22 protein-coding genes and 1 riboswitch are annotated in these 25,472 nt (G+C 66.4%); of the genes, 10 read left to right on the top strand and 12 right to left on the bottom strand.

Translation table 11 applies throughout. The annotated features are described in order from the left end of the window. Nucleotides 1–145: 145 nt before the first annotated feature. A riboswitch (ZMP/ZTP riboswitch) is annotated at nucleotides 146–234 on the top strand. Between the two features lie 21 nt (nucleotides 235–255). Beyond that, nucleotides 256–1,548: a serine hydroxymethyltransferase gene (glyA, locus tag E3T31_RS08755; protein WP_304993883.1), complete on the top strand. Its 1,293-nt coding sequence runs from the start codon at nucleotides 256–258 to the stop codon at nucleotides 1,546–1,548. Nucleotides 1,549–1,773: 225 nt separating this feature from the next. After that, nucleotides 1,774–2,658 carry a bifunctional methylenetetrahydrofolate dehydrogenase/methenyltetrahydrofolate cyclohydrolase gene (locus tag E3T31_RS08750; RefSeq protein WP_134468399.1) on the top strand — a complete coding sequence of 295 codons (885 nt, stop codon included), beginning with the start codon at nucleotides 1,774–1,776 and terminating at the stop codon, nucleotides 2,656–2,658. A gap of 76 nt (nucleotides 2,659–2,734) precedes the next feature. Here the strand turns inward: E3T31_RS08750 and E3T31_RS08745 are convergent, their stop codons facing one another. From E3T31_RS08745 to araB, 3 genes are all read right to left on the bottom strand, one after another. Further along, nucleotides 2,735–3,271 (bottom strand): gamma carbonic anhydrase family protein, encoded by a 537-nt coding sequence (locus E3T31_RS08745; protein ID WP_134468398.1) that lies wholly within the window; start codon nucleotides 3,269–3,271, stop codon nucleotides 2,735–2,737. 226 nt (nucleotides 3,272–3,497) lie between these two features. Next, entirely contained in the window at nucleotides 3,498–5,015 is a 1,518-nt protein-coding gene (gene araA, locus E3T31_RS08740) for an L-arabinose isomerase (protein ID WP_134468397.1), read from the bottom strand. Between the two features lie 66 nt (nucleotides 5,016–5,081). After that, the gene (gene araB, locus E3T31_RS08735; RefSeq protein WP_134468396.1) at nucleotides 5,082–6,785 is read right to left on the bottom strand and encodes a ribulokinase; all 1,704 of its coding nucleotides are present in this window, start codon (nucleotides 6,783–6,785) and stop codon (nucleotides 5,082–5,084) included. Between the two features lie 250 nt (nucleotides 6,786–7,035). On the opposite strand from araB, the gene E3T31_RS08730 reads away from it, so the two are divergent. Next, nucleotides 7,036–8,082, top strand: a complete 1,047-nt coding sequence (locus E3T31_RS08730; RefSeq protein WP_241977776.1) for a LacI family DNA-binding transcriptional regulator — start codon at nucleotides 7,036–7,038, stop codon at nucleotides 8,080–8,082. Here the strand turns inward: E3T31_RS08730 and galK are convergent. Beyond that, the gene (gene galK, locus E3T31_RS08725; RefSeq protein WP_370304403.1) at nucleotides 8,075–9,253 is read right to left on the bottom strand and encodes a galactokinase; all 1,179 of its coding nucleotides are present in this window, start codon (nucleotides 9,251–9,253) and stop codon (nucleotides 8,075–8,077) included. The genes E3T31_RS08730 and galK overlap by 8 nt on opposite strands. Beyond that, complete coding sequence (gene galT, locus E3T31_RS08720) at nucleotides 9,250–10,428, bottom strand: galactose-1-phosphate uridylyltransferase (RefSeq protein ID WP_134468395.1); 1,179 nt, start codon at nucleotides 10,426–10,428, stop codon at nucleotides 9,250–9,252. The genes galK and galT overlap by 4 nt, the downstream gene beginning before the upstream one ends. An 85-nt stretch (nucleotides 10,429–10,513) precedes the next feature. Between galT and E3T31_RS08715 the strand changes: the two genes are divergently transcribed. After that, a complete protein-coding gene (locus tag E3T31_RS08715; RefSeq protein WP_134468394.1) occupies nucleotides 10,514–11,374 on the top strand; it encodes a DeoR/GlpR family DNA-binding transcription regulator in 861 nt (286 codons plus the stop codon). Nucleotides 11,375–11,378: 4 nt separating this feature from the next. Further along, the gene (locus E3T31_RS08710) at nucleotides 11,379–12,323 is read left to right on the top strand and encodes an aldose 1-epimerase family protein (RefSeq protein WP_134468393.1); all 945 of its coding nucleotides are present in this window, start codon (nucleotides 11,379–11,381) and stop codon (nucleotides 12,321–12,323) included. Here the strand turns inward: E3T31_RS08710 and E3T31_RS08705 are convergent. Continuing rightward, a complete protein-coding gene (locus E3T31_RS08705) occupies nucleotides 12,320–13,216 on the bottom strand; it encodes a LysR family transcriptional regulator (RefSeq protein ID WP_134468392.1) in 897 nt (298 codons plus the stop codon). The two genes, E3T31_RS08710 and E3T31_RS08705, sit on opposite strands and share 4 nt — an antisense overlap. Nucleotides 13,217–13,383: 167 nt before the next feature. Here E3T31_RS08705 and E3T31_RS08700 point away from each other — a divergent pair, with 167 nt between their 5' ends. Continuing rightward, entirely contained in the window at nucleotides 13,384–14,334 is a 951-nt protein-coding gene (locus tag E3T31_RS08700) for a DMT family transporter (protein ID WP_134468391.1), read from the top strand. Here the strand turns inward: E3T31_RS08700 and E3T31_RS08695 are convergent. Next, nucleotides 14,331–16,424, bottom strand: a complete 2,094-nt coding sequence (locus tag E3T31_RS08695; RefSeq protein WP_134468390.1) for a heavy metal translocating P-type ATPase — start codon at nucleotides 16,422–16,424, stop codon at nucleotides 14,331–14,333. The genes E3T31_RS08700 and E3T31_RS08695 overlap by 4 nt on opposite strands. A 282-nt stretch (nucleotides 16,425–16,706) precedes the next feature. On the opposite strand from E3T31_RS08695, the gene E3T31_RS08690 reads away from it, so the two are divergent. Beyond that, nucleotides 16,707–17,990, top strand: a complete 1,284-nt coding sequence (locus E3T31_RS08690; RefSeq protein ID WP_134468389.1) for a DUF445 domain-containing protein — start codon at nucleotides 16,707–16,709, stop codon at nucleotides 17,988–17,990. Nucleotides 17,991–18,022: 32 nt separating this feature from the next. On the opposite strand, the gene E3T31_RS08685 is transcribed toward E3T31_RS08690, so the two are convergent. The 3 genes from E3T31_RS08685 to E3T31_RS08675 are packed head-to-tail and all read right to left on the bottom strand — an operon-like array spanning nucleotide 18,023 to nucleotide 21,627. Beyond that, nucleotides 18,023–19,033: an acetamidase/formamidase family protein gene (locus E3T31_RS08685; protein WP_134468388.1), complete on the bottom strand. Its 1,011-nt coding sequence runs from the start codon at nucleotides 19,031–19,033 to the stop codon at nucleotides 18,023–18,025. 4 nt (nucleotides 19,034–19,037) lie between these two features. Continuing rightward, on the bottom strand, nucleotides 19,038–20,465 hold the full coding sequence (locus E3T31_RS08680) for an APC family permease (RefSeq protein WP_241977774.1): 1,428 nt from the start codon (nucleotides 20,463–20,465) through the stop codon (nucleotides 19,038–19,040). 58 nt (nucleotides 20,466–20,523) lie between these two features. Continuing rightward, nucleotides 20,524–21,627, bottom strand: a complete 1,104-nt coding sequence (locus E3T31_RS08675; RefSeq protein WP_134468386.1) for an ABC transporter substrate-binding protein — start codon at nucleotides 21,625–21,627, stop codon at nucleotides 20,524–20,526. Nucleotides 21,628–21,688: 61 nt separating this feature from the next. Here E3T31_RS08675 and E3T31_RS08670 point away from each other — a divergent pair, with 61 nt between their 5' ends. Then, a complete protein-coding gene (locus E3T31_RS08670) occupies nucleotides 21,689–22,168 on the top strand; it encodes a MarR family transcriptional regulator (RefSeq protein WP_134468385.1) in 480 nt (159 codons plus the stop codon). A 100-nt stretch (nucleotides 22,169–22,268) separates the two neighbouring features. Then, nucleotides 22,269–23,513 carry a GAF domain-containing protein gene (locus E3T31_RS08665; RefSeq protein WP_134468384.1) on the top strand — a complete coding sequence of 415 codons (1,245 nt, stop codon included), beginning with the start codon at nucleotides 22,269–22,271 and terminating at the stop codon, nucleotides 23,511–23,513. On the opposite strand, the gene E3T31_RS08660 is transcribed toward E3T31_RS08665, so the two are convergent. Continuing rightward, nucleotides 23,497–23,814 carry a hypothetical protein gene (locus E3T31_RS08660; protein ID WP_134468383.1) on the bottom strand — a complete coding sequence of 106 codons (318 nt, stop codon included), beginning with the start codon at nucleotides 23,812–23,814 and terminating at the stop codon, nucleotides 23,497–23,499. The genes E3T31_RS08665 and E3T31_RS08660 overlap by 17 nt on opposite strands. A gap of 243 nt (nucleotides 23,815–24,057) precedes the next feature. On the opposite strand from E3T31_RS08660, the gene E3T31_RS08655 reads away from it, so the two are divergent. Further along, nucleotides 24,058–24,576, top strand: a complete 519-nt coding sequence (locus tag E3T31_RS08655; protein WP_134468382.1) for a pyridoxal 5'-phosphate synthase — start codon at nucleotides 24,058–24,060, stop codon at nucleotides 24,574–24,576. Between the two features lie 570 nt (nucleotides 24,577–25,146). Here the strand turns inward: E3T31_RS08655 and E3T31_RS08650 are convergent. After that, on the bottom strand, nucleotides 25,147–25,470 hold the full coding sequence (locus E3T31_RS08650; protein WP_134468381.1) for a hypothetical protein: 324 nt from the start codon (nucleotides 25,468–25,470) through the stop codon (nucleotides 25,147–25,149). Between the last annotated feature and the right edge of the window lie 2 nt (nucleotides 25,471–25,472).

The following is a 25,472-nucleotide window of genomic DNA, read 5'->3' as shown; positions in this document are numbered from 1 at the left end:
CTCGCCCCAGCGTGGCTCGCGGCACTCATTAGCGATCGTGGCAGCCCGAGCTAGCGGTGCCGGCGAGGCTGCCGAGTGCCGCGCGACCGGAGCCGCGCCGACCAGCGCCACGAAAAGACGCGCGCGGCGGCATCCGCTGATATGCTAGTCGAGTCGCAACTGGCGTAGCACGAAGATGGGTCACCATCGGGGAGCGACTGACACGGTTAGTGGCCGCACGCCTGGGCCGCAACATCCATATATAAGGAGAACTCCGTGCCTGATTCCGCCACCGTCTTGAAGTCGACCTTCAACGAACCGCTCTCGGTCGTTGACCCCGAGATCGCCGCCGTGCTCGAGCAGGAGCTCGGCCGCCAGCGCGACTACCTCGAAATGATCGCGAGCGAGAACTTCGTTCCGCGCGCCGTGCTGCAGTCGCAGGGCTCCGTGCTCACCAACAAGTACGCCGAGGGCTACCCGGGACGCCGCTACTACGGCGGCTGCGAGTACGTCGACGTCGCCGAGCAGCTCGCCATCGACCGGGCCAAGAGCCTGTTCGGAGCCGCCTACGCGAACGTGCAGCCGCACTCCGGCGCCACAGCGAACGCCGCAGTCCTCTCCGCCATCGCCACCCCCGGCGACACCATCCTCGGCCTCGAGCTGGCCCACGGCGGCCACCTCACCCACGGTATGAAGCTCAACTTCTCCGGCAAGCTGTACAACCCGGTCGCCTATGGAGTCGACCCGGAGACCTTCCGCGTCGACATGAATGTCGTGCGCGACAAGGCCCTCGAGAGCAAGCCGAAGGTCATTATCGCCGGCTGGTCGGCCTACCCGCGTCACCTCGACTTCGAAGCCTTCCGCGCCATCGCCGACGAGGTCGGCGCGCTGCTCTGGGTGGACATGGCCCATTTCGCCGGACTCGTCGCCGCCGGCCTGCACCCCTCGCCCGTGCCCTACGCCGACGTCGTGTCGAGCACCGTGCACAAGACCCTCGCCGGCCCGCGTTCGGGCTTCATCCTCTCCCGGGACATGACCCTGGCCAAGAAGCTCAATTCCAACGTGTTCCCCGGCCAGCAGGGCGGCCCGCTGATGCACGTGATCGCCGCCAAGGCGACCGCGTTCAAGCTCGCCGCAACGGCAGAGTTCAAGGAACGTCAGGAGCGCACCCTGCGCGGTGCCCGAATCCTCGCCGACCGTCTGACCGCTGACGACTCGCGCGAGCACGGCATCGACGTGCTCACCGGCGGAACCGACGTGCACCTCGTGCTCGCCGACCTACGCCACTCCGAGATCAACGGCCAGCAGGCCGAGGATGCCCTGCACGAGGTGGGCATCACGGTGAACCGCAACTCCGTTCCGTTCGACCCGCGCCCGCCGATGGTCACGTCGGGCCTGCGCATCGGCACGCCGGCCCTGGCCACCCGCGGATTCGGCGACGCCGAGTTCACCGAGGTTGCCGACGTCATTGCCGCGGCACTCAAGCCCGGCGCCGACATCGCCGCGCTCCGCACCCGCGTCGGAGCGCTCACGCAGGCGTTCCCGCTGTACTCCGGGCTGGAGCAGTAGCTCCTTCGAGAACGGATGCTGCCGGCCGGCCTGGCCGGCAGCATCCGTCTTCTCGTGCCTGCCTGCGAGTGACTCGCGCGATGTACCCCCGCCGCACCTTTGTCTGGGGCCTTGGCCCCGTCCCTGGGCCCAGGTTATAACCTGGGCCCGCGGACGGGGCCCGGGCTCCGACCGAGTGACCTGGACGACAGTACCGACCTGAACCACAACAGTAGGGAACCGCAAATGACGGCAATCACACTCGACGGCGTCAAGACCGCGTCTGATATCAAAGCTGAGCTTCGCGATCGCATCGTGGCCCTGCGCGCGCACGGTATCGTGCCCGGACTGGCCACCCTGCTGGTCGGCAATGATCCCGGCTCGGAGACCTACGTCGCCGGCAAGCACAGCGACTGCGCCGAGGTTGGCATCGAATCGATTCGCATCGACCTGCCCGGCTCGGCGACCAGTGCCGACGTGCGTGCCGCCATCAAGGATCTTAACAACAGCCGCGAGGTGACCGGCTACATCATTCAGCTGCCGCTTCCGGTCGGCCACAACGAGAACGCGATGCTCGAACTGATCGATCCGTCGAAGGATGCCGACGGCCTGCACCCGACCAACCTCGGGCGTTTGGTGCTCGGGATCGAGGGCGAACTGCGCTCCCCGCTGCCGTGCACCCCGGCCGGAATCGTCGAGCTGCTGCGCCGCTACGACGTGCCGATCGTGGGCAAGAAGGTCGTTGTGGTCGGTCGCGGCCTCACCGTCGGTCGCCCGCTTGGCCTGCTGTTCACCCGCAAGGGCCTCGACGCGACCGTCACCCTGACGCACTCGCGTACCGTCGACCTCGCCGGTGAGGTGCGCCGTGCTGATATCGTCGTGGCCGCAGTCGGAGTGCCGCACCTGATCCAGGCCGACTGGGTCAAGCCGGGCGCCGCCGTCCTGGACGTGGGAATCACCCGCGTGCACAACGAAGTCACCGGCAAAGGCCGCCTGACCGGTGACGTGCATCCCGATGTTGCCGCTGTCGCCGGGCACCTGTCGCCGAATCCGCGTGGCGTCGGCCCGATGACCCGCGCGATGCTGGTCTCGAACGTGGTCAAGGCCGCCGAACAGTCGCTGCTCGCGTAACTGCCGGGCTTGCTGCCTGAGCGGCTGGACGTACCTGCGGAGATCTTGCAAATGATGGCGGCGCTCGGCGCTGCGGCTAGGCGAGGGCGGTGCGGTGCAGCTCGGTGTGTTCCAAATAGTTCTGCGCATTGTGACGGATGCTGTCGATCTCGTCGTCGGTCAGCGGGCGTCGAACCTTGGCGGGAACGCCGGCCACGAGGGACCCAGGCGGCACCACGGTTCCGCCGAGCACGACGGCTCCGGCAGCGACGAGGGATCCGGTGCCGATGACGGCGCCGTTCAGAATGGTCGCGGCCATACCGACCAGCACGTTGTCTTCGATCGTGCAGCCGTGCAGCACGGCGCCGTGCCCGACCGAGACGCCGGTGCCGAGGGTGAGCGGAAAGTCGGTGTCGACGTGGCAGGAGACGTTGTCCTGCAGGTTCGAGCCGGCCCCGATCGTGATCGGCTCGAGCTCGGCGCGCAGCACGGAGTTGTACCACACGCTGGCCCGGTCGGCGAGGGTGACGTTGCCCACGATCACCGCGCCCGGAGCGACGAACGCGCTCTCGGCGATGCTCGGCGCCGGCGTGTTGGGCAGGACGATGATTCGGGCGGCGCTGTCAGCAGTCATACGCGCCAGCCTAGCCCGAGGCAGCGAGGCAGCGAGGCAGCGAGGCACCGAGGCACCGAGGCAGCGGGCAGCGGGCCAGCACGGGCCAGCGAGCCCGTGCGGTGAGCCGGCGACCGGCAGCGGCCCGCGCTCGTCGCAAGGCGCAGGCGGCCCGCCCCGGAATCGGGGAGGCCGATCGGGAGGGCCGCTGGCGGGCCGAGTTCGAGACCGAACTCGGCCCGTGGGATCAGATGCCCTGCGCCAGCCGATAGTAGGCCTGGTTCCAGCGCACCTCGCGGGTGAAGTCGCGCAGGGTGGTGGACTTGTCGATCACGAGGAGCTCCGTGCGCGCGATCTCGGCGAAGTCCTGGAAGGCGTCGATGCCGACGGCCGTCGACATGACGGTGTGGTGGGCGGCGCCGGCGGTTAGCCAGGCTGCGGCTGAGGTGGCGAAGTCGGGCTCCGGACGCCAGACGGCGCGGCCGACCGGGAGTTTCGGGAGTGCCTCGGTGGGCTCGACCACCTCGACGACGTTCGCGATGAGACGGAACCGGTCGCGCATGTCGCTCATCGCGACCACGACCGCGGGGCCGGGGGCAGCGTTGAAGACGAGGCGCACGGGATCCTCGCGGCCACCGATGCCGAGCGGGTGGATCTCGAGGGTCGGCTTCTCGGTCGCCAGCGCCGGGTTGACCTCGAGCATGTGGGCGCCGAGGATGAGTTCGGCCCCGGGGGTGAGGTCGTACGTGTAATCCTCCATGAGGCTCGCGCCGCCGGGAAGACCGGCGCCCATTACGTTGGCCACGCGCACGAGGATGGCCGTCTTCCAGTCGCCCTCCCCGGCGAAGCCGTAGCCCTGCTCCATCAGTCGTTGCACGGCGAGGCCGGGCAGCTGGCGGAGCGCGCCGAGGTCTTCGAAGCTCGTGGTGAAGGCGCTGAAGCCGCCGGCCTCGAGAAAGGACTTGAGCCCGATCTCGATCGCGGCGCCGTAGCGGAGCGACTCGTGGCGTTCGCCGCCGGTGCGCAATTCGGGAACGACGTCATAGCGCTCTTCATACTCGGCGATCAGGGCGGTGATCTCAGCATCCGTTGCCGCGTGCACTGCCTCGGCGAGTTCATTGACCGGCCAGGTGTTCACCTGCACCCCGAAGCGCAATTCGGCCTCGGTCTTGTCGCCCTCGGTGACGGCGACGAAGCGCATGTTGTCGCCGAACCGGGCGAGTTTCATGCTGCGGCTGGCCGCCCAGCCAGCGGCAGCGCGGGTCCAGGTGCCGATGGTGCCAGTCACGGCCGGGTTGGAGACGTGGCCGACGATGGTCTTGCGGGATACCCCGAGCCGGGTCTGGATGTAGCCGAACTCACGGTCGCCGTGGGCGGCCTGGTTGAGGTTCATGAAGTCGAAGTCGATCTCGCTCCAGGGCAGCTCCACGTTAGCCTGAGTGTGCAGGTGCAGCAGCGGTTTGGTCAGAGCGTCGAGCCCGGAGATCCACATCTTCGCGGGCGAGAAGGTGTGCATCCAGGCGATCAGGCCGATCACCGCGTCGTCGGAGTTCGCGTCGAGTGCCGCCCGGCGGATCGATTCGGAGTCCTTGAGCACCGGTTTCCACACGATTTTCACCGGGATATCGCTGCTCGCGCCGAGCGCGTCGGCGATGGCTCTGGACTGGTCGGCGACCTGCCGCAGCGTCTCCTCGCCGTAGAGGTTCTGGCTGCCGGTGAGAAACCAGACTTCTACGTGGTCGAGGGTCGTGGTGAGAGAAGGCATGGGTTGAGTGCTCCTTGTGCTGCTAGCGGTTGAAGTATGAGGTGATTGCGGCGTCGAGGCAGGTGGTCACGCCGCCGCGCCGGCGTCGCGTTTGAGGCCCTTGAGTCGGTGCATGACGTCGTTTGCGCCGCGGCCGAAGTAGTCGTGCAGCAGGGAATACTCGGCGAAGAGCTGGTCGTACGCCGTGGCCGACTCGGCATCGGGCGTGTACACGTTCTGGCTGAGCTTGCCCATGGCCTCGCCCGCCGCGCGCACGTCCGGATACGCGCCGGCGGCCACGGCGGCGTGGATGGCGGAGCCAAGTGCAGGCCCCTGCTCGCTGTCAATCGTGGAGATGGGCATCCGCAGAATGTCGCTGTAGGTCTGCATGAGGAACGCATTCTTGAGCAGTCCGCCGGCCACGATGAACTCGGTCACCGGCACTCCGCTGGCGTTGAAAGTTTCCACGATGGTGCGGGCGCCGAACGCCGTGGCTTCGAGCAGGGCGCGGTAGATCTCTTCCGGGCGGGTGGTTAGCGTCGTGCCGAGCACGAGGCCGGAGAGCTCATGGTCCACGAGCACCGAACGGTTGCCGCTGTGCCAGTCGAGGGCGATCAGGCCGTGCCCGCCGACCGGCTGGTCCTTGATCAGTTCGGTCAGATACTGGTGCACGCTCAGGCCCGCAGCTTCCGCCGCGGCAAAGTACCGTTCGGGAACCTGGTTGTTGACATACCAGGCGAAGATGTCGCCCACGCCGGACTGGCCGGCTTCGTACCCGTACAACCCGGAGACGATACCACCGTCAACGACGCCGCACATGCCGGGTACCTCGGCGAGTCGATCCGAATTCATGACGTGGCAGGTGCTCGTGCCCATAATGGCCACCATCTGGCCCGGGTTCACGGCGCGCGCGGCCGGTGCCGTGACGTGCGCATCGACGTTGCCGACGCTGACGTGAATACCCTCGGGTAGTCCCGTCCAGGCCGCGGCTTCGGCCGTGAGGGTGCCGGCGGATGCTCCCAGCTGGCCGATCTCGTGGCTCACCTTGTCGAGGGCGAACCGGGAAAAAGCCGGATTGAGCGCCCCGAGAAATTCCTCACTCGGGTACTCGCCGTCCTGCAGGATTCCCTTGTAGCCGGCGGTGCAGGCGTTGCGCACATACCGGCCGGTGAGCTGCCAGACGATCCAGTCCGCGGCCTCGACCCAGTGGTCCATGCGCTCGTACAACTCGGGATCTTCCTCGAGCAGCTGCAATCCCTTGGCGAATTCCCATTCGCTGGAGATAAGCCCACCATAGCGGGGCAGCCAGCTTTCGTCGCGCTCGAAAGCGAGATCGTTGATGCGGTCGGCCTGGGGCTGCGCAGAATGGTGCTTCCACAGCTTGACGTAGGCGTGCGGACGGTCGGCGTACTCCGGCAGCTCGTTGAGCGGGGTACCGTCGGTGATGACCGGAACCATCGTGCAGGCGGTGAAGTCGGTGCCGATGCCGATGACCCGGGCCGGGTCGATTCCCGCACTGGCTAGTGCTGCCGGAACGGCGCTCTTCAGCACGGCAACGTAGTCCCGGGGTACCTGCAGGGCCCACTCCGGTGGCAGCTTCGCGCCTGTGGCCGCGAGGGTGGTGTCCATAACCGCGTGGGGATAGTCGAGCACGGCCGAGCCGAGTTCGGCGCCGTCCGAGACGCGCACGACGACCGCGCGGCCGGATAGTGTTCCGTAATCGATGCCGATGACGTAGGACTCGGTCCCGGCTGGTGCGTCTGCACGCGATTGCTCTGCGGTCGTGCTCACTGATCGACTCCCTTGGCGGCATGCGGATGCGATCGGTCACGTGCGCGAGATACTCGCCGTCGATGACCGATCACGATTACTAAATGTTAGCGCACTATCACTTCCTGTCAATTGACAATTTCTACCCTGGTTTCGCTGGTCGACAATTGGTCAGAGGACTGTTCGGCTTGGTTTTCGAGCCCTTCTGACGCTATTCATGGTGCGCTAACATGGGGCGACCGGGGTTGTCGCCTCGGAGGGGAGGAGTCGCATGGCTAGGGAGCCTCGGCCGCGCGGTCCGAGCGTACGCATGATCGACGTTGCGAAACTCGCCGGGGTGTCACAACAAACCGTCTCCCGGGTCGTCAACGGGCACAGCAACGTGGGCGCCGAGGTGCGGGACCGCGTCGAACGGGCCATTGCGCAGTTGCGGTACAACCGCAATTGGGCCGCACGCGCCCTGGCCACGAACCGATCCATGAATCTGGGTGTGGTGTCCCATTCCCTTCCGGTGCACGGTTCCGCCCTGGTGCTCTTCGGTATTGCCGAAGAGGCGCGGCGCAACGGCTATGCGACCAGTCTGGTGACCATTCCCCGGGTCGATTCGGCCGGCATCCGTACCGCGCTCGATACGCTCGTCGCCGACGCGGTCGATGGGATCATCGTGCTCGCGCCGATGACGGCCGCCGCCCCGGTGTTGCGGGGGCTGGATCCCGAGGTGGCGATCGTACGGTTCGAGCAGGGTTCACCCGCGAGTTCGACGGCGGTGTCGATGGACGATGCGCTGGGAGCACAGCTGGCGACCCGGCACCTGCTCGATCTGGGGCACGACACGGTCTGGCACGTCGGCGGGCCACCCGGCTGGATGGCTTCGGAAGCACGGCGCGCCGGATGGCTGTCCGAACTCGCGCGGCGCCACCGAACGGTCAATCCCGAGTTCCGCACCGAGGATTGGACAGCCGATTCCGGCTACCGGGCCGGAGTGGCCATTGCCGAGGATCCCACGATCACCGCGGTCCTGGTGGCCAACGACGCGATGGCGCTCGGAGTCATCAAAGCCCTCACCGAACGAGGGATCGACGTGCCCGGCGACGTGAGCGTCGTCGGCTTCGACGACATGAGCGAGGCCCGCTATTTTCAACCTGGCCTCACGACCGTTCGGCTCGACTTCAACGAGGTCGGCCGGCTGGCGGTGGAGCGCGTGCTTCGACTGATGGGCGGCGAGCCCGCGGAGCTGATCCCGGTCATCCAGCCGGAACTGGTGGTGCGCGACAGCACCGCGGCGCCGGGTCAGCGCCGCGCTCGTTCCGCTAGTTGAGCGCACTGCCGTCGCGGGCGGCTCCATCGGCGGCGTGCACCACGAACAGGTCGGGGGTGGTGAAGCCGTGTGCGGCGAAGGCGGCGAGAACCGCGGCCTGTACGGCGGGCACGAGTTCGGTCGGAGTCAGGGCGATGGCCGCGCCGCCGAAACCGCCACCGGTCATGCGCGCACCGATCGCGCCGGCCGCCCGTGCGGTGACCACGGCGAGGTCGAGCTCCGGCGCTGAAATCTCGAAGTCGTCCCGCATCGACCGGTGCGAGGCATCGAGCAGATCGCCGATCGCGGCGCATCCGCTCACCCGCAGGGTCTGCACGGTGTCGAGTACGCGCTGATTCTCGGTGACGATGTGGCGCACCCGGCGAAAGGTTTCGTCGTCGAGCAGCGCCTGCGCTCGGGGTAGATCGTCGACGCTGAGGTCGCGCAGGGCGGGCACCCCCATGATGCGGGCGCCGGCCTCGCAGGACGCGCGGCGCGCGGCGTAACCGCCCGTTGCGTGCGAGTGGCTGACCCGGGTGTCGATGATCAGCAGTTCCAGGCCGGCCGGGTTGAGTCCGAGCGGGATAACCTCGGCCGCGAGGGTCCGGCAGTCCAGAAACACGGCCGCGTCGACCTGGCCGAGCAGTGACGCCGACTGGTCCATGATGCCGGTTGGGGCGCCCACGACGCGGTTCTCGGCGAGCTGCCCGACCCGGGCCAGGGTTGGCCGATCGAGGTTCAGTCCCCAGACATCGTTGAGGGCGACCGCGACGGCGCATTCGAGCGCGGCCGATGAGGAGAGTCCGGCCCCGACCGGCACATCGGAGTCGACATAGATGTCGAACCCCGGCAGGGCTGCGAGGTCGGCTCCGAATTGCCCCAGCGCCCAGGCCACACCGAGCGGGTAGGCCGACCAGCCGGTCAGGTTCTCGGGAACGAGTTCGTCGAGGGACACCGCGACGGTCTCGGCGGCGAAGGAACTGGCCACGCGAATGACCCGGTCGCTTTGCGTTGCCAGGGCAACGACGGTGCGCCGGTCGATGGCGAGCGGCAGCACGAATCCGTCGTTGTAATCGGTGTGCTCACCGATCAGATTCACTCGACCGGGCGCCGACCACAATCCCGTCGCGGTGCGATCGAAGCGGTTCGCAAAGTCGGCCTGGGCGGCGCGATCCAGGGCGTTGACGGTCACGAGGGTGTCCCCGCTGAAACGGCGGCGGAGTCGGCCTCGGCGGCACGCGCGACGGCCGCACGAATCGTGGTGGCGGCATCCTCTGGGGTGACGTCTCCGATCCAGGCACCCATCGCTGCCTCCGAGCCGGCCAGAAACTTGAGCTTGTCCTCGGCACGCCTGGGGCTGGTCAGCTGCAGCATCAGACGGATGTCCGCGCGATGCACCCGAACCGGCGCTTGATGCCAGGCGGCGATATAGGGAGTCGGGGTGGTGTAAATGGCGTCGATGCCGCGCAGCAGTCGACGGTACAACACGGCCAGCTCGTCGCGTTCGGCGAGGGTGGTCTCGGCAAAGTCGGGTACCTGGCGGTGCGGCAGCATGTGCACTTCGATGGGCCAGCGCGCGGCGAACGGCACGAACGCGGTCCAGTGTTCGCCGCAAAGAATCACCCGGTCGCTGGCCTGTTCGCTGGCCAGAATGTCGGTGAACAGGGTGGGCCCATAGCTCTCGAGCGAGTCGGCCAGGCGCTGCGTTCGGGGGGTGACATAGGGGTAGGAGTAGATCTGGCCGTGCGGATGCCGCAGGGTCACGCCGATCTGTTCCCCTCTATTCTCAAACGGGAATACCTGTTCGATGCCCGGCAGCTGCGACAGTACGTGGGTGCGTTCGGCCCAGGCTTCGATCACGGTTCGAGCTCTGGTTACCGACAGGCTCGCAAAGGATCCTTCATTTTCGGGGCTGAAGCAGACCACTTCGCAACGGCCAACGGACCGGCGGGTGCGACCGATGCCGATGCGGTCGAGATCGGCCAGATCGGCGGGGGCATCCGCTAATAGTGGACCAAAGGAGGGGGATTTGTTCTCAAACACTGCTACGTCGTAATTGCTCGGGATCTCCGACGCATTACCTGGCGACTGCGGCGCGAGCGGGTCTTGCGTGGCCGGCGGCAGGAACACCCGGTTTTGGCGGTTGGCGGCGATCGAGACCCACTCGCCGGTGAGCGGGTCCTGACGCATAGTCGCGGTGGTCGCGCGTTCGCTGGGCTCCCGCCGATCGGGGGCGCGATCGGGCGACAAGGTGGTGTCGGGGTCGTCGAAATAGATAAGGTCGCGACCGTCGGCCAGGGTGCTGGATTGCCGGGCAATGGTCTCGTCGGCGACAAAGTGGGGGAGGCGGGGCTCTGAGTTCGTCATGGCACTGCCACAATATCAAATTTGCGCAAGCGAAACCGTAATATTTCGCATTGAAAAGTAAAAGTAAGTAAGTGATACTGGGGGAATGATCGAGAACGACGAGACGCGCAGCCCGCTACCCGATCCACTTCCCGCACACGTTCGTCGGGAGCAAGCACAGCAACTCGTTGACGAACGCGGGTTTGTGCGGGTGAGCGAGCTGCGCAGCGCCTTTGGCATTTCCGGTGTGACCGCCAGGGCCGACCTCGATGCCCTCGAGCTTCAGGGCGGCGTGCGGCGCGTACACGGCGGAGCGGTGCCGGCCCAGTCCCCGGGTGCGGGTCAACGGGCCGAACGTGAGCCCTCGTTCGAGGAAGCGCTCGGAGCATCCGTTGTTCCCAAACAGCAGATTGCCCAGATCGCGGCTGCTCTCGTGCAGAGCGGGCAGAGCGTGATTCTTGACGTCGGCACGACAACCCACGCCATCGCCCGCGCCCTGGTTGCGCGAGAAGACCTGCACGACGTCGTTATCATCACCAGCGGGCTCAGCATCGCGCTCGAACTGGAACAGGCCATCCCCCGATTCACCGTGATCGTCACCGGCGGGTCGCTGCGCCCGCTCCAGCACTCCCTGGTCGATCCCCTCGCTGGCCTGATGCTGGGCCAGATCCACGCGGACCTGGCCTTTATCGGTTGCAACGGCGTCGATCTGGACGGTGGCGTGACCAACATCAACCTCCCAGAGGCGGGGGTCAAGGCGCTCATGCTCGCCGCGGCGGAGCGGGTGATCGTCGTGGCTGATCGTTCCAAGCTCGGCCAGGTGCACCTCGGTCGGGTCGGCCCGCTGAGCGCCTTCCACACCCTGATCACCGATGCCGCCGCCGACGAAGAAACGTTGAATGCGTTGCGCGAGGGCGGGCTCAGCGTTTTGCTCGCCCAAGCGGCGCAGCGCGCGGCCATAGGCTGAACGGATGCGCGCACCCACCGGAATCCAATATGACCTGACCCTGCAGACACCGAGCGGAACGGCCCGAGCGGTTGTGACCGAGGTAGCGGCCGGTCTGCGGGTATATTCCGTGAACGGCATAGACCTGGTCGAGACCTTCGACGAGTTCGTGCAGCCACCGATGGCAGCCGGAATCGTCCTCGTGCCCTGGCCCAACCGCATTCGTGACGGTCAGTGGACTCAGAACGGCATCAAACGTCAACTGGCGCTCACCGAGCCGACCCGGCAGAACGCCATCCACGGGCTGCTGCGCTTTGCCGCCTATCGTGAACTGTCCCGGCAGAGCGACTCGGTGACGCTCGGCGCCACCATCTTTCCCCAGTCGGGCTATCCGTTTCACCTCGAGACCGAGGTGACCTACGCCCTCACGGCCGACGGACTCAACGTCACGCACCGGCTGCAGAACGTCGGAGCCGAGCCGGCTCCGGTGGCCGTAGGGGCGCATCCGTATCTGAAAATCGGCGACGTCCCGACCGGCGAACTCGTTGTGCGCGTGGATGCCGCGACCCACCTCGACGTGGACGACCGCCTCAACCCGACCGGCGAGACCCCGGTCGACGACACCCGGTTTGACCTTCGCGCGGGCATCGCGGTCGGCGACCTCGATCTTGACGATGGGTTTGGCGGGGTTGGAAGTGCTGGCGAACACACCCTCACCGCAGCGGATGGCCGCCGGGTCACCCTCTGGGGCGACGAGAACATGCGCTACGTGCAGGTGTTCACGCCGCGCATCTTTCCGGTGAGCACCGCCGGCGCCGAGCCGATTCGCGGCCAGGCGATCGCCATCGAACCCATGACGGCACCCGCCGATGCCTTCAATTCCGGTGCGGGCCTGCACTGGCTGGAGCCGGGGGAGCAGTGGGTCGTGCGCTGGGGCATCCGTCATGCCGGGTTTGACCTGTCGGCCTAACGCCGCTCAGCCACGACGACGAGCTCGGCAAGCACTTGACGCACGGAGGCGCGGGCGAGTGCCTCCGGGCGGCTCAGGACATCGATCTGCCGGCCTACGCGCAGATCGCGAAACGGCACCAGCACCACACCGTCACCCTCGCGGGGCGCCATCGTGTACCGCGGCAGCAGCGCAATCGCCGCTCCGGTCGCCACGACCGAGGTCGCCACGAAGAACTCGTTGATGCGGTGCACGATGCGCAGCGGCTGTCCGGCCGCGGCGGCGACCACGTTCACCGCCTCGGCGAGCGGGAACCCGACGTGCCCGGTGACCCAGGGTTCCTGGCGAATATCGTCGACCGTCACGGACGCCCTTTCGGCGAGCGGATGCCCGACCGGCACGGCGACATCCAGCGGCTCGAACAGCAGCGGCGTGATTGCGACCGTGTTCGGCCAGTGCGGATCGTGCGGAACCCGGTGCGCAATGACCAGGTCGTAGTCGGCGACCAGGCCGGCAAAGCGTTCGCGCGGCACATCCTCGTCGCCGCAGACGACGGTCGAACCGCCCCGTTCCTGCAGGCGATTCAGCAGCGGGGCGAACCAGGCGAGGCCGGCACTGTGGAAGGCGCTCACGGTCACGGGCAGGCCGGCGTCGTTCTGAAACCGCGCGACGGCCTCATCGGCCCGGGCCATGGCCGTCGATACCTCGGCAGCCGCGCCCGCCAAAGCCACCCCGGCCGGGGTCAACCCGAGTACCCGACCGCGCTTTTCGGTGAGTGGAACGCCGGCTCGCCGCTGCAGTGCGGTGAGTTTCTGCGACACCGCCGACGACGAGACGTGCAGCGCCCGGGCCACCGCGGCGACACTTCCCCGCTCGCCGAGCTCCCGCAATACGGCCAGCTGACGCAATTCCATAAGATCAGGCTAAAGCATCCGTTCAAAAATTGGCACCTAGACTTAACGGATGCCTGCCAGCAGCATTGCCATATGACCACGACGCTGACCTACAGCCCAGACTCGGCGCGTTCTTTCGTGCGCGCGGCTGCTGACCCGTTCCGCTGCTCGCCACCAGCGTGCACCGGATGACTGGCACGCAGCTCCGGGGCAGACCGGCCCGCGGTACGCGCCTGCCGCACGCTCTCGGGCGGTACCGCGTCGACCTCGTGCTGCTGCTTGTGGCCGCGGTCTGGGGCGGCAGCTATCTGAGCGCGAAGGTGCTCACCGAGCAGGCGAGCGTGTCGGCCGTGCTCGCCCTGCGGTTTCTGGTGGCGGCTCTGGCCCTGCTGATCGTCTGGGTCGCGCGGCGCGAACGACTTCCAACGCGGCGAGCGCTCGGGCTCGGGCTGCTCCTCGGGGTGACGCAGGCGAGCATCCTCTGGCTGGAAACCCAGGGAGTCGCGTTCACTTCGGCCACGAATGCCGGGCTGATCATCAGCCTCACCATCATCGTCACGCCGGTGCTGGAGTCGGTCGCGGCCCGGCGCTGGCTGCCGCGTCCGTTCTTTGTGGCCGCGGTGCTCGCGGTCGTCGGCGTCGCCCTGCTGGTCTCGGGCAACGGATTCGCCGAGCCGAATGTGGGCGACTTGCTCATCTTGGCGGCGGCACTCGTGCGATCCCTGCACGTGACCATGATGGGCCACCTCACTCGCGGCCGGAGCGACAGCACGATCACCCTCACCCTGCTGCAGGCGCTCGTCGGCGCGGTCGTGTTCACGGCATTTGACGTTGCCGGGCTGGTCGCGGCGATTTCGACCTTTGATGTAGCCGCCTGGACCGGCGTGCTCTACCTGGGCCTGGCCTGCAGCGTGTTCGCGTTTCTGGCCCAGATGTGGGCGATTCGCCGCACCTCGGCGGCCAGGGCCAGCCTGCTCATGGGCACCGAACCGATCTGGGCCGTGCTCGTGGGAGTGTCGCTCGGCAGCGAAACGCTCGGCCTGGTGGGCGCTCTCGGGGCGATCCTCATCATTGCCGGAACCTTTTGGGGCCAGCGCATCGAGGCTGGTCACCGGATGAGTTTGAAGCGCGCCGGCTAGCGCTCGCGCACGCTCGACTCCGGCCGTAGGTCGAGGCGACGCAGCAGCTGCGCGTTGAGCGCGACGACCACGGTGGACACCGACATGAGCAGCGCGCCGATCTCCATCGGCAGCACGAACCCGATTGGCGCGAGCACTCCGGCGGCGAGCGGAACCGAGAGCAGGTTGTAGCCCGCCGCCCACCACAGGTTCTGCTTCATCTTGCGGTAGCTCGCCCGCGACAGCTCGATCACCGAGAGCACCGAGCGCGGGTCGTCGCTCGCCAGAATGACGCCGGCCGACGCGATTGCCACGTCGGTGCCGGCACCGATCGCGATACCGACATCGGCCTGGGCGAGCGCTGGAGCGTCGTTGACGCCGTCGCCGACCATCGCCACGCGGCGGCCCTCGTGCTGCAACTCGGCGACCTTGCGCGCCTTGTCCTCCGGGTGCACGCCCGCGAACACCCGGTCGATTCCGAGCTCAGCGGCCACCGACTGGGCCACCGCCTCGGCATCGCCAGTGATCATGACGACCTCGATGCCCTGCCGGTGCAGGGCGTCAACGGCTTGCCGTGATTCTTCGCGAATCTCGTCGGCGAGACCGATCGCACCGATGACTTCACCGTCCCGCAGCACGTGCAAAATGATCGCACCCTGACTCTGCCACGCGTCGGTCTCGGCCAGCCGCGCCGCCCCGTGCTCATCGAGCATATTCGGCCCGCCGACACCGATCCGACGCCCGTCGACCAGGCCGGTCACGCCGACCGCCGCGGCAGTCTGAAACTCGCTCGCACGCGGCACGGTCAGCCCGCGGCCCCGCGCCGCCGAGACAATGGCGCGGGCAAGCGGATGCTCACTGTCACCTTCAACCGCGGCCGCCCAGGCGAGCACCTCCTCCGCGGTGATCGGAACCGAAGCCGCGGCATCCGCTTGACGGACGGCGAGGTGGCTGACCGTGGGCTCGCCCTTGGTGAGCGTGCCGGTTTTGTCGAACAGCACCGAAGTGACCTGGCGCATGCTCTCGAGGGCGAGACGGTCCTTGATCAGCACGCCGCCCTTCGCGGCGCGTTCGGTGGCGATCGACACCACGAGCGGAATCGCCAGCCCGAGCGCGTGCGGGCAGGCGATCACGAGCACGGTGATGGTGCGCACCACGGCATCCTGCGGCTGGCCGAGCGCGGTCCACACGATCGCGGTGATCACTCCGGCGCCGAGCGCGAACCAGAACAGCCAGCCGGCTGCCCGATCGGCGATGCGCTGCGCCCGCGACGACGAGCCCTGCGCTTCGGAGACGAGTCGCTGGATTCCGGCCAGCGCGGTGTCATCGCCGACCGCGGTCACGCGCACCCGCAGGGCGGAATCGGTCGCGACCGTGCCCGCCACGACCTGGTTGCCGACAGTGCGTTGCACCGGGCGTGATTCGCCGGTGATCATGGACTCGTCGACGTCGGCCGTGCCCTCGGTGATCTCGCCGTCGGCCGGCACGCGCCCGCCGGGCCGCACCACGACGAGGTCGCCGAGCACCAGATCGCTCGGCGAGACCACCACAATGGCGTCGCCCTCAACTCGCTCTGCCTCATCCGGCAGCAGCGCGGCGAGCGATTCCAGGGCAGTGGTTGTCTGCGCGAGCGACCGCATCTCGATCCAGTGCCCGAGCAGCATGATCACGATCAGCAGGGCGAGTTCCCACCAGAAGTCGAGCTCGGAATCGATGAGGCCGAGGCTCGCGCCCCAGGACGCGAGGAACGCGACCGTGATCGCGAGGGCGATCAGCAGCATCATGCCGGGCTTGCGAGTTTTCAGCTCGGATACCGCCCCGGTCAGAAACGGCCGGCCGCCCCAGACGTACATGACGGTGCCGAGTACGGGGGAGATCCAGCTGACGCCCACCACGTTCGGCAGCGCGTAGCCGGCGAACATCGAAAACATGTGGCTGAATCCGACCACGGGCACAGCGAGCACGAGCATGGTCCAGAACAAGCGCCGAAACTGCCCGACGTGGTCACCGTGCCCGGCGTGGTTCATGGCGCCGTGGTCCATGGCGGAATGGTCCATCGCGGAGTGCTCGGGACTTGTGATTGTGCCGTGGTGCTCGTTGGGGTGCGTCATAGTTTCCTCGGTACTGAATCGATCGATACCCCCTTAGGGTATCCCTAAAGTTGTGCTCACGCATCCGCTGTGCGCGGCCTCACCGGGCCGTGAGTTTCGAGTCGTTGGATTGGTCAAATCGGGTCAAGACTCACAGTTCGCTGCACGAAACTCACGCTTCGGCGAGCGGATGCCGCGGCCAACCACGCCAGAACCCACGACCCGGGTTCGCCCCGAAGATTCCGTGGCACGCCGCATCCAAATGTGCGCACACCGCACCGCACAATCGGGCAGGCTTGACCCATGGCCCAGATCGAAACGGCACCACCCGTTGAATCCCCGCAGGACACCGCCCGCCGCACTGCGCTCACCAGCATGAAGCGGCTCGCCGGCGGGCTGCTCGTGCTCATGGCGCTCATCTTCACGGTCTCGTTCGCCCTGCAGGAACGCTACCCCTGGCTCGAATACGTGCGCGCCGCGGCCGAGGGCGGCATGGTCGGCGCCATCGCCGACTGGTTCGCCGTCACCGCCCTGTTTCGCTACCCGCTCGGCCTACGCATCCCACACACCAACATCATCGCCAACCGCAAGGACGAGATCGGTGCGAGCCTTGGCGAGTTCGTCGAGACCAACTTTCTCTCCGAGGCGGTTATCCGCGGCAAGCTCGAATCCGTGCACCCTTCCCGCCGCCTCGGCGCGTGGCTCAGTGACGAGAAAAACGCCGAAAAGCTCACCGACGAACTCGCTGTCGCCGGCCAGGGGCTGCTCAACCTGCTCGGCGACGACGCCGTCAAGAACCTCATCGAGTCCGTCGCCCGCGAACATTTGATCAAGCCCGAGTGGGGCCCGAGTCTCGGACGGGTGGGGGAACGCGTCATCACCAGTGGGCAGCAGCACGCGGCCGTCGACCTGCTCCTCGACCGCGCTGACGGCTGGCTGCGCGCCCACCCCCAGGCGTTTGGCCGCGTGGTGTCGCAGCGGCTGCCCACCTGGCTGCCCGGATTCGTCGACAAACTCGTCGACGACAAGGCCTACCGCGAGGTGCTCGCCTTCGTCGCGTCCGCCCGACAGGACCGGCAGCATCCGGTGCGAAAAGCCCTCGACGACTACCTCAGCGAGGTCATGCACGACCTGCAGTACGAGCCGGCCATGATCAACCGGGTCGAAACCCTCAAGGCCGAGGTGCTCGACAACGCCAAACTGCGCGAGTTCGCCGGCGACACCTGGGCGGCGGTCAAGGCCTCACTCACCGAGGCACTCCAGGACCCGGCCAGCCCGCTGCGGGGCGGCATCCGTTCGACGCTCGAAGACGTCGGCCGACGACTGACAACGGATGCCGCGCTCGGCTCCCGCATCGACCGCTGGCTCGCCGACACGGCCAGCTATGTCGTGGCCAACTATCGCCATGAGATCGCCGGGGTCATCACCGAAACCGTGGAGCGCTGGCCCGCCGCCGAGACCGCCGCGAAGATCGAATTACAGGTCGGCCGCGACCTGCAATTCATTCGCATCAACGGAACCGTCGTCGGCGCCCTCGCCGGCCTGGTTATTTTCACCCTCGCCCGGGCCGTGTCGCTGCTGTTTTAAGCGACTGGCGGCCCGGGTCTGGCGGAGACCCGCTACCGAGCGGCGGTGTATTCCGCTGCTGCGGCGCGCAGGCGGCCGTGAACGCCGCCGTAGGCTTGCGCGTCTTTCAGGATCCACTTGGGCAGCTTCGCCACCATCGTATAGTTGGGATCGCACACGTTTGCGGCCGGTGCGAGTCCCATTTGGCTGACCAACTGATAGGCATCCATCGTGTCTAGGCCGGTGAGGTCGGATGCCCAATTCACGAGGTCTTTCTGGCTGATCCGAAAGGCATCTTCCAGAGGCCGAGCCGACCCGGTGCTCATGATGAACTCGTCGTTCTCAAGCCGCGGCCAGGCCGAAGCGCCACCCTTGACCAGGTCGAGTGCGATGACGGAATTCATCGCTGACTCGAGGCCGGTTCCACAGACCTCACCCTCACCCTGGCGGGCGTGACCGTCACCGAGCGACAGCATCGCGCCGGCCACATTCACCGGAAGATACAGCGTCGTTCCGGCCCGCGCTTCCGGGGTATCCATGTTTCCGCCGTGGGTGGATGGGGTCACGACCAACCGCACCTCGCCGCTGGCGGGAGCAACGCCGACGGTGCCGTGCATGGGATCGAGCGGGAGAGCCAGCGTGTAATCCGAGTTCGTGGCACGAAAGGTGGCCGTCCAGGCATCCAAATCGATGTCGTAAAACCAGACCCGCTCCGGCAGCGGCTCGTGCAGCATCGCCGTCTCGTGCGTTGCGGAGAGCGCACCAAAGAGCGGGAAGGTGCTCGAAATCGCGTAGGAACGTGCCGGCACGATGGAGACAAAGTGCACGGCCAACAGGTCGCCGGGCTCAGCCCCGATCACCTCGATCGGACCGGAGACAGGATTGAGCTCGGAAAAAGGCACGATTTGGCTGGGAACGTCTGTGGGCGTCGTGACCCGTCCGCCGAAGCAGTCTTCCGTGCTCACCTCGACGATATCGCCGGGGCGAACGCTCAGCAGCGGCTCCCGACCCCCGAACACATAGGAATACTGTTCGGGGAGCGGAGCGAGCTTGTGTACAGCCATCGAGCTACCGCGCATCCGTCATCGCAAACTCCGTGGCCGTGCTGACCTTCATCCGGCCGGTCTTGTACAGCACGAAGGCGATGACGATTCCAATGATCAGCCAGGCCACGCCGACGACCTGCGCCGACACTCGCGCGTTGTAGAGCACAAAGGCGAGAACCACGAAGCCCAGTACAGGGAAGACCAGGTGCACGAACCAGCGCCGGGACTTCTGCCGCACGATGAACCACCACACCACCGACACGTTCAGCAGCAGGAATGCGGTCAGGGCGCCGAAGTTGACCAGGGCCGCGATCACGCCGAGGCCGTCGGGTAGGAGGGTCAGGAATAATCCGAGCACCAGCGAGATCCCGGCCACCAGAAATGTCGCGTTGACCGGCACGCTGTGCTTTTCGCTGACCTTCGCGAGGAATTTCGGCAGCTGGCGATCGCGCGCCATGGCGTACAGCAGGCGAGAGGTGGACGCCTGGGCAACGAGCGCATTGGCGAAACCCCAGGCGATGGCCGTCGAAGCAGCGGTCAGGATATACATGAACGGTCCACCGGCGACGGCGGCCGCTTCATAGAAGGCCACCCCGGCCGGGTCGCCATTGGCGATGAGCGCTGCGGGGTCTTCAACCAGCATCGAGGCCACCCAGGTCTGCACGACGAACAGGACACCCAGCAGGCACAGGGCCGCGATCATGGACCGACCGAGGGACTTGCTGCTTCCGCTGTTTTCCTCGGCCAGGGTGGAGATTCCATCGAAACCGAGGAAGGACAACACAGCAATGGATGCTGCGCCAAACAGCAGCGGGAGGGAGAAGGTGTCAGCGTTGTAGAACGCGTCGAAGCTGAAGCCCTGACCCTTGCCCTGCGAGACTGCGACGATGCCAACGACCAGGAAGATCGCCAGCACGAGGAGTTCGAGCACCAGCATGACCCGGATGACAACCGCGGCCAGGTGGATTCCGAGGTAGTTAATCACGGTGTTCAGTGCAACGAAGGCAATCAGCCACAGCCAGATGGGAACCTGGCTGATGATGCCATTCATCGCGATTGCCGCGACAAAGTACAACAGGGTCGGAATGAGGATGTAGTCGAGCAGGATCATCCAGCCGGCGATGAAGCCCGTTGGGCGGTTGATTCCGCGACCCGCGTAGGTGTAAACCGAACCGGCCATCGGAAAGGCCTGGGCCATCTGCGAGTAGGAATTCGCCGAGAACATCATTGCAACCAGGGCGATGATGTACGCGATCGGCGGCATTCCGCCCGAGTCGTGAAAGACGCCGCCGAAGATGGCGAATGGTGCGATGGGCACCATAAAGATGAGGCCGTAGATGATCAGGTCGCTGAACGTCAGCGTTCTCTTCAGCTCTTGCTTGTAACCAAATTGTTCAATACCCGCACTCGTTGTACTTGCAGAGGTGCCCGGGGTGGTGGAGCTGTTCACGCGTGTTCCTATCGTCATCGACAGCCGTCATTATTTCCATGTGGAAATTTTGTTTATGCTACACCTGACGCAGTGTTCTGACAACTTCTAGGTCGGTGCCGCTGGCCCGCGCCATGCTCATGGGCCGACGTCTGAGATCGATTCCTGCCTGGGCAAAATCCGACCGATTGGCGTCTGAAAAAAGCCGCTCGGCCACCTGGGTAGCGTTGTTTGTGGTGAGCAAGCCACTTTCACACATGGCGGCCAGCAGGTGCACGCCGTCGTAGCATCCTTCGGCGTAGGAGCCGGGCAGCGGTGCGGTCAGTCCAAACCGAGCGACGTACGACTCGAGCAATCGGCGGTGCCGGTCATCATCCTGCAGCAGAAATGTGGGCATTGCGGTGTAGAGCTCCCCGCTGCTGTCGCCGCCCGCCGCGACCAGACAGCTCTCGTCCAGAGCGGTACACAGTCGAACGAACGCCGTGCTGGCATCCAGCTCGGTGACCCCGCGATGAAATTCGATGCCATCGCGGCCGACTAGGGAGACCAAGATTGCATCGGCCCGTGCTCGCTGTGCGGCGGCCACGAGCTCCGCAACGTCGACGTGTCCCATCGGCACGAGTCGGTCCATGACGACGCGCTGCTGCAGATCGCGCAGGACGCGAGTGGCGGCAGCGTGTACCTGACGTGGCCAGACGTAATCATTGCCGATGAGGGCCCATCGTTCTACCCGCCGGTGTTTGGCGAGCCACGCAATCGGCTGACGCAGATGCTCGGCCGGGTCGCTGCCGAGAAATACCGATCCGGCCGTCGCTCGCCCAAACTCGTGCGGCGGCGTAAAGACATAGGGCACCCGATTGTTCACGCGTGCCTCGACGGCCACACGAATATTCGAAGTGTGTGTACCCACCAGCCCGTCGACGAGCCCGGCACCCACCAGTAGATCCACCTCGCGCGCGACGTCTTCCGGGGCTCTGCCGGCATCGACCAGGACGAGGTCGATGGTCGTTCCCGAGGCACGGCACGCTTCTTCGGCCGCCAGAACCGCGCAATTGATAATGGCTGGGCCGGCCACGCCCATCAGGCCCGACAACGGCGCGAGCAGTCCCAGCCGAAGTGTCTGCTGCGTAGGACCGCACAGGAAAACTTCACTGGAGAGCACTACTCTGACCTGGGGCGCCATCTGACCATTATCACGTAGCGGGAATCCCTGACCTTATTTTTCGCGAACATGGAGGAGCGCCATGGCCGAGCAGCTGGGGAGCGGGGCGCGTGCGCTAGGAATCGTGGCACCCCTGGCCGAGCTCGTCTGGGCCCTCGCTGGCCTGGAACGGCGCCTCACACTCGGACTCAGCGTTGCCCTGTCTGAAGAGAACACCACGATGGATCAGTGGCGAATTCTGGAAGCCTTGGACCGCCTCGACTCGCCGACCATGGGTGAGCTGGCGGAGGCGTCCGGCATGGCAAATGCGAGCCTGAGTCGAACGGTGGACTCACTGGAAGATTCGGCTTCGGCGTTCCGCCTGCCAACCGCGACCGACCGTAGACGCATTACCGTACATTTGTCGGATCGGGGCCGGCAGCGGCTCGCACGCATTCGTGAAATCGTCGCCGCGTGGGGGCAAACCATCGAACACCGGTTGGGAGCGGATGCCGTAACAGCCTTGGTCGAGGCTGCCGGCACTGCCGCGCGCGCGCTCGAAGACACCCCAAGAAAACCCTGATGGGGGTTTCGCCGCCAATTGGCTGCAAATCTGGGGCAAGATGATGGGATTTTATCCATTCGGGGCAGAATGAACTTTTGTCCTGTTCCGAAAGGCCCCCATGCACGACCTCGTCCGGTGGGCCCTTCGCCCGGTGATGCTCATTTGGACGGCATCCGCCGAACGGGCGGATCGCCACCTGCCTCGCCCGAGCGATGCCCCGCAGGCCCACGCCCCTGGTATCGACAGCGACCGCGTGCTGATCCTGGGCTGCGGTCCCGCGGTCGGCTGGGGGGTGCTCAGCCATCAGCTCGCCCTGCCCGGCTCGCTCGCCCGCGAACTCTCGGTACGCACCGGGCGCGGCGTCGACATCGACCTCCTGGCCAGCCGTACCATGACCGCCGAGAATGCGCTGACGGCGCTTGCGGACACCCGGCTCGGCCGTTTCGACGCGGTCGTCGTCATCCTCGGCCTCAACGAAGCGCTCGACCTGACCAGCGTCACCGAATGGCGCGACCGGTTGACCGCGCTGCTCCAGGAGCTGGAACGCGAGACGTCACGCAGTACCCAGATATTTCTGCTCGGGATTCCGCCCATCCACAGCATCGAGATCTTCCGACGTCCGCTCGTGCGCATCGCCGATTGCTCGGCCACCGACTTGAACGCGGTCACCGCACGGCTGGCCGCCGGGGCCCCGCGCACCACGTTCGTACCGTTCTCGCCGTCAGCGACGGTCGAAACCGACCGGCACCGCACCCCCGCCGACTACCGCGATTGGGCCGTGCTCCTGGCCGACGCCCTGGCCGACAGCCTCGACTCCGCGCGTGTCGGCATCGTGCGTCCCATCGATCCGCGTCAAACGGATGCAGCCGGCCAGGAACGCGCCCGGCAGGCGGCCGTTGATGGCCTGGCCATTCTCGATACCCCGCCAGAGGCCCGGTTCGACCAACTGGTTGTCCTGGCTCAGCGGCTCTTCGGCACCGAATCAGCGGTGATCAGTGTTATCGATCGCGACCGTCAGTGGCACAAGGCCCGGGTCGGGCTCGCCGCCACGGAGATTCCGCGCGCCGATTTCTTCTGTGCACGCACCATTGAGGGGACCGGTGCTCTTGTTGTCGAGGACGCGCGAACGGATGGCAGGTTCAGCGGCAGCCCGGTCGTGGTGGATGAGCCGCGCATCCGCTTTTATGCCGGGTTTCCCATCGAGTCGCCATCGGGGGAGCGCATCGGCGCGCTCTGCGTGTTCGACCCTCGACCGCGGAAGCTGGCCGAGGTCGACCAGGTGCTGTTGCGCGAGCTCGCGCTACTCGTGCAGCGTGAACTGCGGGTGCCGTCGGGTGCAGCCGAGGCTACCGCCGCGCGGTGAAATGGGCGGTGACCCCGCGGCGTCCCCGAGTCTCCAGTAGCCGACCAGCCCGCTCGTTGCGGAAATCGTAGTGGAGTAGCTCGCCCCGACGCGGAGCACACTGGTGCTGTTCGCCGTCGCCGTAGGTCGTCCCCGACAGTGCTGCCGTTCCGCGCTGCAGGGCGCGCTGGCCGACTCCCGAATCGGTATCGGTTCCGACGGCGAAACTGACGGCGACGGAGGTGCTGGTCGTTGCACCGGCCGGGGAGGTGACCGACCCGCCGCTCGGCGCGGTGTTATCGGATAGTCCAAATTTAGGCACGAAGTGAGCTGGCCGACAGGCCCACTGCTGGGTGCCTTCTTGTGCGCTAGTCAGGACTTTCGTCCCTAGCGCACGGTCGTTTTCGTGTCGCACACTGGCGTAGATTTCGAATCCTGCCGGGCGGGGGTTGAGCATGCAATTCGTGCCGGTCACGGCCCTGAGCTCGGGCTTTGTCCGGCCGTCTGGATCGAGTGGCCAGGTTGGTCGCGCCTCGGCTGGAGCCGCGCACTGTAAGCTCGCGGCGTGAGCGACTCCTTACGGCGCAGACTGCGCGCCCTGCCCGACTTTCCCGACCTGCTGCCCGCTTTCGATCCGTCCAGCGCACCGGCCGACCCGGTCGACCTGTTTCTGCAGTGGCTCGATCACGCGCTCGCCGCGGGCGTGCCGCAGCCGCACGCCTTCAGTCTCGCGACTTCGACCCCCGATGGCCGGGTGTCGTCGCGGATGCTCATTTTGAAGAACGTTGACGGCGGGGCCTGGCAGTTCGCGAGCACGCGCGGTTCCCGCAAGGGACGCGAGCTCGCCGCCAACCCGCACGCGGCGATGAACTTCTACTGGGCCGATCTGGGCCGGCAGGTGCGCGTGGTCGGTGCGGTTTCCCTGTTGTCGGCCGAGGCATCCGCTCAAGATTGGGAGGAACGTCCCGGGGCGGACGGTCGCGCCAACCCCGACTGGCAGCTCTACGCGCTGCACCCCACCGAGGTCGAATTCTGGCAGGCCAGCCCGGATCGCCGTCATATCCGTCACCGCTACGACCTCTGAAAGCCGCCCTAAGGCATCCGCTGGCCTCGTCGGTCTCGGTTGCGGTGGCTAATTCAGGACAGCCGGTCGCGCAGTCGTGGCTGGGCCAGCAATACAGCGGGCGTGAGTGTGCCGTGGCGGCGGATTTCCTGAAGTAGCCACCGAGCGGCCCACTAACCGCAGGTAAACGGGCGGCGGAAACACAAAATGCGCACCGAATCCAGCGGATTCAGTGCGCATTTGCCGCGCCACCTGCGCGATCATTGTGGGCCCCGTCGGGCTCGAACCGACGACCCAAGGAGTAGAATTATTTGGGTTCCGGGGGTTAGTTCGGGATGCCAGATGTTGCTCATTACTAGGCGAACACTGATTAGTTGCCCCTAGGTCTTGTCACCCATTGCCGGTGATTGTTCGGGATAGATTCGGGGTTTAGGTATGGTCCCTGGACGCAGAAACACCCCCGGTGCATTCAAGTCCGGGGGTGTTGCTGGTGTGGGCGCTGGCAGGTCTTAGCCGAAAGGGTGAGCTCGCTACCATCGTTCCCGCCTGCACACTCATTACAGGATCAGGCGGGGTGTCGTTGACGCCGGTCTAGGTGGCCTTGCGGCGGTAGGCGTTCAGGATGACGTGTTCTGCCAGGCTGAAGCCCTCGAAGACGGTTTTGCGCGTCTGGTAGTCGTCGACGGATATGGTGATGGTGCCGTCGGGGTTGTTCGACAGTCGGGCGGTCGCGGAGACGATAACGGCGGCAAGCGCTGTGTTCGGCTCGTTGGCTACGTCGAAGCCTTTGCCCCGGGTGTACGCCTTGACCATCTCGGTAACGACGACGACGTGACGCCCGGCCAGGGTGGCGAGCTCGAAGTCGTCACCCCGGCCCAGGTATTCGGCAACGTCGGTGCCGGTCACGGTCGCCACGG

Source organism: Cryobacterium sp. TMS1-13-1 (genome assembly GCF_004403125.1).
Classification (GTDB): domain Bacteria; phylum Actinomycetota; class Actinomycetes; order Actinomycetales; family Microbacteriaceae; genus Cryobacterium; species Cryobacterium levicorallinum.
Note: the sequence above shows the minus strand (reverse complement) of the source record. Positions and strands in the feature narration are given on the sequence as shown.

Bases quoted from the DNA above. Each gene is read 5' to 3' on its own strand.
- E3T31_RS08750 (WP_134468399.1), top strand. From the start codon at position 1,774: ATGACGGCAATCACACTCGACGGCGTCAAGACCGCGTCTGATATCAAA.
- E3T31_RS08745 (WP_134468398.1), bottom strand. From the start codon at position 3,271: ATGACTGCTGACAGCGCCGCCCGAATCATCGTCCTGCCCAACACGCCG.
- araA (WP_134468397.1), bottom strand. From the start codon at position 5,015: ATGCCTTCTCTCACCACGACCCTCGACCACGTAGAAGTCTGGTTTCTC.
- E3T31_RS08730 (WP_241977776.1), top strand. From the start codon at position 7,036: ATGGCTAGGGAGCCTCGGCCGCGCGGTCCGAGCGTACGCATGATCGAC.
- galT (WP_134468395.1), bottom strand. From the start codon at position 10,428: ATGACGAACTCAGAGCCCCGCCTCCCCCACTTTGTCGCCGACGAGACC.
- E3T31_RS08715 (WP_134468394.1), top strand. From the start codon at position 10,514: ATGATCGAGAACGACGAGACGCGCAGCCCGCTACCCGATCCACTTCCC.
- E3T31_RS08710 (WP_134468393.1), top strand. From the start codon at position 11,379: ATGCGCGCACCCACCGGAATCCAATATGACCTGACCCTGCAGACACCG.
- E3T31_RS08705 (WP_134468392.1), bottom strand. From the start codon at position 13,216: ATGGAATTGCGTCAGCTGGCCGTATTGCGGGAGCTCGGCGAGCGGGGA.
- E3T31_RS08700 (WP_134468391.1), top strand. From the start codon at position 13,384: ATGACTGGCACGCAGCTCCGGGGCAGACCGGCCCGCGGTACGCGCCTG.
- E3T31_RS08695 (WP_134468390.1), bottom strand. From the start codon at position 16,424: ATGACGCACCCCAACGAGCACCACGGCACAATCACAAGTCCCGAGCAC.
- E3T31_RS08690 (WP_134468389.1), top strand. From the start codon at position 16,707: ATGGCCCAGATCGAAACGGCACCACCCGTTGAATCCCCGCAGGACACC.
- E3T31_RS08685 (WP_134468388.1), bottom strand. From the start codon at position 19,033: ATGGCTGTACACAAGCTCGCTCCGCTCCCCGAACAGTATTCCTATGTG.
- E3T31_RS08675 (WP_134468386.1), bottom strand. From the start codon at position 21,627: ATGGCGCCCCAGGTCAGAGTAGTGCTCTCCAGTGAAGTTTTCCTGTGC.
- E3T31_RS08670 (WP_134468385.1), top strand. From the start codon at position 21,689: ATGGCCGAGCAGCTGGGGAGCGGGGCGCGTGCGCTAGGAATCGTGGCA.
- E3T31_RS08665 (WP_134468384.1), top strand. From the start codon at position 22,269: ATGCACGACCTCGTCCGGTGGGCCCTTCGCCCGGTGATGCTCATTTGG.